Raw genomic sequence first — 4,792 nt, forward strand, 5'->3', positions numbered from 1 at the left:
CCCGCAAGGCCGCGACGGTCCGCGCCACCGCCTCGTCGGAGACCGGCGATGGCCCGTGCACGGGCAGGCGCGGCGCCACGCCCTCGGCCGGCGACCACGCCGCGTCGGCACCGAGGATCAGGCTCGCGATATGCCCCGGCGCGCCGGCGGCGGCCTGCACGGCGCGGGCCGCCTCGGCCGCGACGGTGCGGGCCTCGCGGCAGGTGCCGAGCCAGTGCGACACGGTGCGGGCGAGCGCGCCGACGTCGGAGGTCAGCGGCGCGTCGTAGCGCAGATGCGTGGCGGCATGATCGCCGATCACGTTGACGATCGGCACCCGCGCCTTGCGGGCGTTGTGCAGGTTGGCGATGCCGTTGGCGAAGCCGGGCCCGAGATGCAGCAGCGTCGCGGCGGGCTTGCCGGTCATCCGGGCGAAACCGTCGGCCGCGCCCGTCGCGACGCCCTCGAACAGGCACAGCACCCCGCGCATCGCCGGCACCGCGTCGAGGGCGGCGACGAAGTGCATTTCCGAGGTGCCCGGGTTGGCGAAGCAGACCGTGACGTCGCTGTCGACCAGCGTGCGGATGAGGCTTTCGGCTCCGTTCATGGCTCCCGCCGTCGTAGAGCAGACACTGGGCCGCGATTGACGCGGCGCGGGGCTTGTCTACGACGGCGGCGGCGACAGCACCACCCGGTCGGCGGCGCCGCGCACCGTCAGCCCGTCGCGCCGAGGATCGCCTTCACCTCGAGATACTCCTCGAAGCCGAACACGCCGAACTCGCGGCCGTTGCCGGACTGCTTGTAGCCGCCGAACGGCAGGCTGCGGTCGAAGGCGGCGCCGTTGATGTAGACGCGCCCGGCCCGGATGCGCTCGGCGACTTTTCGGGCGCGGGCCGGGTTCTTCGACTGCACGAAGCCGGCGAGGCCGAACGGCGTGTCGTTGGCGATGGCGATCGCCTCGTCCTCGCTGTCGTAGCTGATGATCGACAGCACCGGCCCGAAAATCTCCTCGCGTGCGATGCGCATGTCCGGCGTCACATCGCCGAACACGGTCGGGCGCACGTAAAAGCCGCGGTTGAGGTCGGCCGGGCGGCCGGGGCCGCCGGCGACCAGGGTGGCGCCCTCGTCGAGGCCGGACTGGATCAGCTCCTGCACCTTGTCGAACTGGGCGCGGCTCACCAGCGGCCCCATGGTGGTCGCCTTGTCCTGCGGGTCGCCCAGCCGGATCGTCTCGATCGCGCGCCGCGCTGCCGCGAAGGCCGCGTCGCGGCTCGCCCGCGGGATCAGCATGCGGGTCGGCGACTGGCAGTTCTGCCCGCCATTGGTGTTGCAGGCATGGACGCCGGCGATCACGGCGGCGTCGAGATCGGCGTCGTCGAGGATGATGTTGGCCGACTTGCCGCCGAGTTCTTGAGCGACGCGCTTGACCGTGTCGGCGGCGAGCTTGGCGACCCGGATGCCGGCCGCGGTCGACCCCGTGAACGACACCATGTCGATTTCGGGATGGCTGGCGATCGCCTCGCCGACCGTCGGCCCGTCGCCGTTGACCAGATTGAGCACGCCGGCCGGCACGCCCGCCTCGTCGACGATCTCGGCCAGCATCATGGCGCTGAGCGGCGCGATCTCGCTCGGCTTCAGCACCACGGTGCAGCCGGCGGCGAGCGCCGGGGCGAGCTTCGAGGCGACCTGATTGAGCGGCCAGTTCCACGGCGTGATCAGGCCGCAGACGCCGATCGGCTCGCGCCGCACGATCCCGGCGCCCATCGGCTCCTCGAACCGGTACTGCGCCAGCACGCGGGCCGCCTCCTCGAAGTGATAGAGCGCGACGGTCGCCTGCCGCTCGGTCGCGAACGTGATGGGCGAGCCCATCTCGCGCGTCATCATCATGGCGAGGTCGGGCAGACGTGATCTGAAGCCCGCGATGATCTTGTCGAGCCAGGCGAGCCGCTCGGCAACCGGGGTTTCAGAAGAGACCGCGAAGGCGCGCCGGGCGGCCGCCGCGGCGCGGTCGACGTCCTCTCGCGTGCCGAGCCGGATCTCCGCGAAAACCTCCTCGGTCGCCGGGTCGACGATGCCGAGCCGCGCCGTGCCGGCCGGCTCCACCCAGCGTCCATCGATGTAGAATTTAAGAGTGTCCATCGGTTCCGCCCGTCGCGCCGCCACGCGGCCGTTGTCGTTTCGCCGGCGACGCTAGCCGAAGCGCCGGGCCGGCCGACCGGCGAATCCCGGCATTCCGCGATGTGGAACGCCGGCACAAAGCCGCGGCGGGGCCGTGCCGCTTCGCTAAGCTCCCCTCAAAACAAACGCCGCCGCGGCACCGCCGTGCGGCCCGGGAGGACGCCATGAGCAGTCGCATCACACGCCGCAGCGTGCTCGCCGTCGCGGCGGCGGGCCTGATCGCCAAGCCCGCCATCCTGCGGGCCGAGACCTGGCCGTCGCGGCCCATCACCCTCGTCATGCCGTTCGCGGCCGGCGGCGGCACCGATCTCCTGGCGCGCGCGCTCGCCCAGGATCTCGGCGAGCGGCTCGGCCAGCAGGTCGTCGTCGACAACCGCGCTGGCGCCGGCGGCAACATCGCGGCGACGTTCGTGGCGAAGGCGCCGCCCGACGGCTACACGATCATGTTCGGCACGCCGGGGCCGCTCGCCAACAACAAGCTGATGTACAAGAACCTGGCGTTCGATCCGGAGCGCGCTTTCGCGCCGATCGTGCTGATCGCCAAGTCGCCCCTCATCGTCGCGGCGCGGCTCGGGCTGCCGGTGACGACGCTGGCCGAGCTGAAGACCTATGCGGCGGCCAACCCCGGCAAGCTGAATGTCGGCGTGCCCGGCAACGGGACGCTCGGCCACATCACCTCGGTGCTGCTGCAGCAGGCGCTCGGCGTGAAGATGGCGAGCGTGCCGTATCGCGGCACCGCGCCCGTCGTGAACGACCTGCTCGGCGATCAGGTCGATCTCGCCATGGACTTCATGCCGTCCTACGTGCCGCTGGTGCGCGACGGCCGCATCCGCGCCCTCGCCGTCACGACGTCGCAGCGCGCCCCCGACCTGCCGGACGTGAAGACCGTGCAGGAGGCCGGCGTGCCCGGCTTCGAGGCGACGGCGTGGTACGCGCTCGCGGCGCCGACCGGCACGCCGTCCGACGTCATCGACAAGCTCAATGCGGCGACCAACGCGTTCCTGACGAGCCCGAAGGGCAAGGAGGCGCTCGCCACGCTCAGCATGCAGGCGGTCGGCGGCACGCCGGCCGCGCTGAAGGCCTTCATCACGGCCGAGCTCGAGAAATGGGGCCCGGTGGTGAAGGAGGCGAACATCACGATGTGAGTTTTTCGCACACGCGCGACGATGTATGTGATCAGGCGCCCGCGCCGGTGCGCGGGCGCCGTCGGCCCCGCCGGGCGCGCGTCGAACCAGCCGGCGGAGGACCGATGCCGCGTTATCTCGAGGACTTCCACGAGGGCGAGATCTGGCGCAGCGCGCCCGTCGTGCTCTCCGAGGACGAGATCGTCGCCTATGCCAAGGCGAACGATCCGCAGCCGATCCATGTCGACAAGGTGGCCGCGGCGGCCGGGCCGTTCGGCGGCCTCATCGCCAGCGGCTGGCAGATCGCCGCGCTGTCGATGCGGCTGTTCATCGAGGCCGGCGGCCACGGCGATTCGCCGATCGTCGGCATCGGCATCGACGAGCTGCGCTGGAAGCAGGTGGTCCGCCCCGGCGACACGCTGCGCACGGTCCGCGAGATCGTCTCGGTGACCCGCTCCGCCTCCAAGCCGGACCGCGGCACGCTGAAAACCCGGGTCACGGTTCTCAACCAGCGCGACGAGCCGGTGATGACCTACATCGCCCTCGGCCAGGTGCGAGCCCGCACCGTCGCGGCGCAGGCCTGACGGGCCGCGCGGGAGGCGCCGCGAATGGCGCCGCACGGCGTCCGCGCGAGCCTCGATCTGCTTGATTCCGTTGGGAAAAGGGCTGGTGCCGCAAGAGGGATTCGAACCCCCGACCCCATCATTACGAATGATGTGCTCTACCAGCTGAGCTATTGCGGCGACGCGGCTCCCTGATAATGGGCCGCGGGCGTCTTGGCAAGGGAGGCCGGCCGGCGAGGTGGTGGCGTTCCACGGCGCAGAATGCGGACCGGCCGAGCGCATGCCCCGAAGGGCGCGGTGTGCGGGCCGGATGCGGCTGCCCGTTGGAGTTCCGCCCGGCGCCAGTCGGAGCGGCGCGCGGCCGGATCCCTTCCGGCGATCGGCGCGCCGCCTTTGAAAAGCGGCGCCAGAGCCGATAAATAGATGGCATGTCCGCGGCCTTTCCGTCTCCCGACCACGACCATGCCGGCTGCACGGCCTCCGTGCTGGCGCATGCCGAGACCCTGTGCAAGGAGCGCCAGGAGCGCCTGACCCCGATGCGGCGGCAGGTGCTCGCGGTGCTGGCCTCCAGCCACAAGCCGCTCGGCGCCTACGAAATCCTGGAGCTGGTCGCGCCCGACGGGCCGCGCCCGGCGCCGATCACGGTCTACCGCGCCCTCGATTTCCTGATCGCCCAGGGGCTCGTCCACCGGATCGAGAGCCGCAACGCCTTCCTGGCCTGCTCGCACGGCCACGCCTCGGGGGCGCTGGTCGCCTTCCTGATCTGCGAGCACTGCGGCGCGGTCGGCGAGGCGCCCTCGACGGCGATCGCCGACGCCATCAAGGCCTCGGCCGCGCAGCAGGGGTTCACCCCGAAGATCTCGGTGATCGAGGTGACGGGCGTGTGCGCCCACTGCGCCGCCGCGGCCGCCGCCACCCCCGCGGCCGACGCCGCCGCCGACGCCTGAT

The 4,792-nt window shown here is 71.8% G+C and carries 5 protein-coding genes and 1 tRNA gene; 3 read left to right on the forward strand and 3 right to left on the reverse strand.

Annotated elements, in window-relative coordinates; translation table 11 throughout:
- Both CCR97_RS29145 and CCR97_RS29150 read right to left on the reverse strand, forming a co-directional pair.
- On the reverse strand, positions 1-586 hold a 586-nt coding region (locus CCR97_RS29145; RefSeq protein ID WP_244670744.1), incomplete at its 3' end, for a thiamine pyrophosphate-binding protein.
- A 107-nt stretch (positions 587-693) separates the two neighbouring features.
- Positions 694-2,118 (reverse strand): aldehyde dehydrogenase family protein, encoded by a 1,425-nt coding sequence (locus CCR97_RS29150; protein WP_111358959.1) that lies wholly within the window; start codon positions 2,116-2,118, stop codon positions 694-696.
- A gap of 203 nt (positions 2,119-2,321) precedes the next feature.
- On the opposite strand from CCR97_RS29150, the gene CCR97_RS29155 reads away from it, so the two are divergent.
- Together CCR97_RS29155 and CCR97_RS29160 are read left to right on the forward strand one after the other, a co-directional pair.
- Entirely contained in the window at positions 2,322-3,302 is a 981-nt protein-coding gene (locus CCR97_RS29155) for a Bug family tripartite tricarboxylate transporter substrate binding protein (protein ID WP_111358960.1), read from the forward strand.
- Between the two features lie 104 nt (positions 3,303-3,406).
- Complete coding sequence (locus CCR97_RS29160) at positions 3,407-3,865, forward strand: MaoC family dehydratase (protein WP_111358961.1); 459 nt, start codon at positions 3,407-3,409, stop codon at positions 3,863-3,865.
- A gap of 83 nt (positions 3,866-3,948) precedes the next feature.
- Here the strand turns inward: CCR97_RS29160 and CCR97_RS29165 are convergent.
- A tRNA-Thr gene (locus CCR97_RS29165) sits at positions 3,949-4,024 on the reverse strand.
- Between the two features lie 248 nt (positions 4,025-4,272).
- Between CCR97_RS29165 and CCR97_RS29170 the strand changes: the two genes are divergently transcribed.
- Positions 4,273-4,791 carry a transcriptional repressor gene (locus tag CCR97_RS29170; protein WP_111358962.1) on the forward strand — a complete coding sequence of 173 codons (519 nt, stop codon included), beginning with the start codon at positions 4,273-4,275 and terminating at the stop codon, positions 4,789-4,791.
- The last annotated feature ends 1 nt before the right edge of the window (position 4,792 follow it).

This window comes from Rhodoplanes elegans, assembly GCF_016653355.1.
GTDB classification, from domain to species: domain Bacteria; phylum Pseudomonadota; class Alphaproteobacteria; order Rhizobiales; family Xanthobacteraceae; genus Rhodoplanes; species Rhodoplanes elegans.

What these genes read in the sequence shown, in the direction of transcription:
- CCR97_RS29155 (WP_111358960.1), top strand. Translation starts at nt 2,322, where the DNA reads ATGAGCAGTCGCATCACACGCCGCAGCGTGCTCGCCGTCGCGGCGGCG.
- CCR97_RS29150 (WP_111358959.1), bottom strand. Translation starts at nt 2,118, where the DNA reads ATGGACACTCTTAAATTCTACATCGATGGACGCTGGGTGGAGCCGGCC.
- CCR97_RS29160 (WP_111358961.1), top strand. Translation starts at nt 3,407, where the DNA reads ATGCCGCGTTATCTCGAGGACTTCCACGAGGGCGAGATCTGGCGCAGC.
- CCR97_RS29170 (WP_111358962.1), top strand. Translation starts at nt 4,273, where the DNA reads ATGTCCGCGGCCTTTCCGTCTCCCGACCACGACCATGCCGGCTGCACG.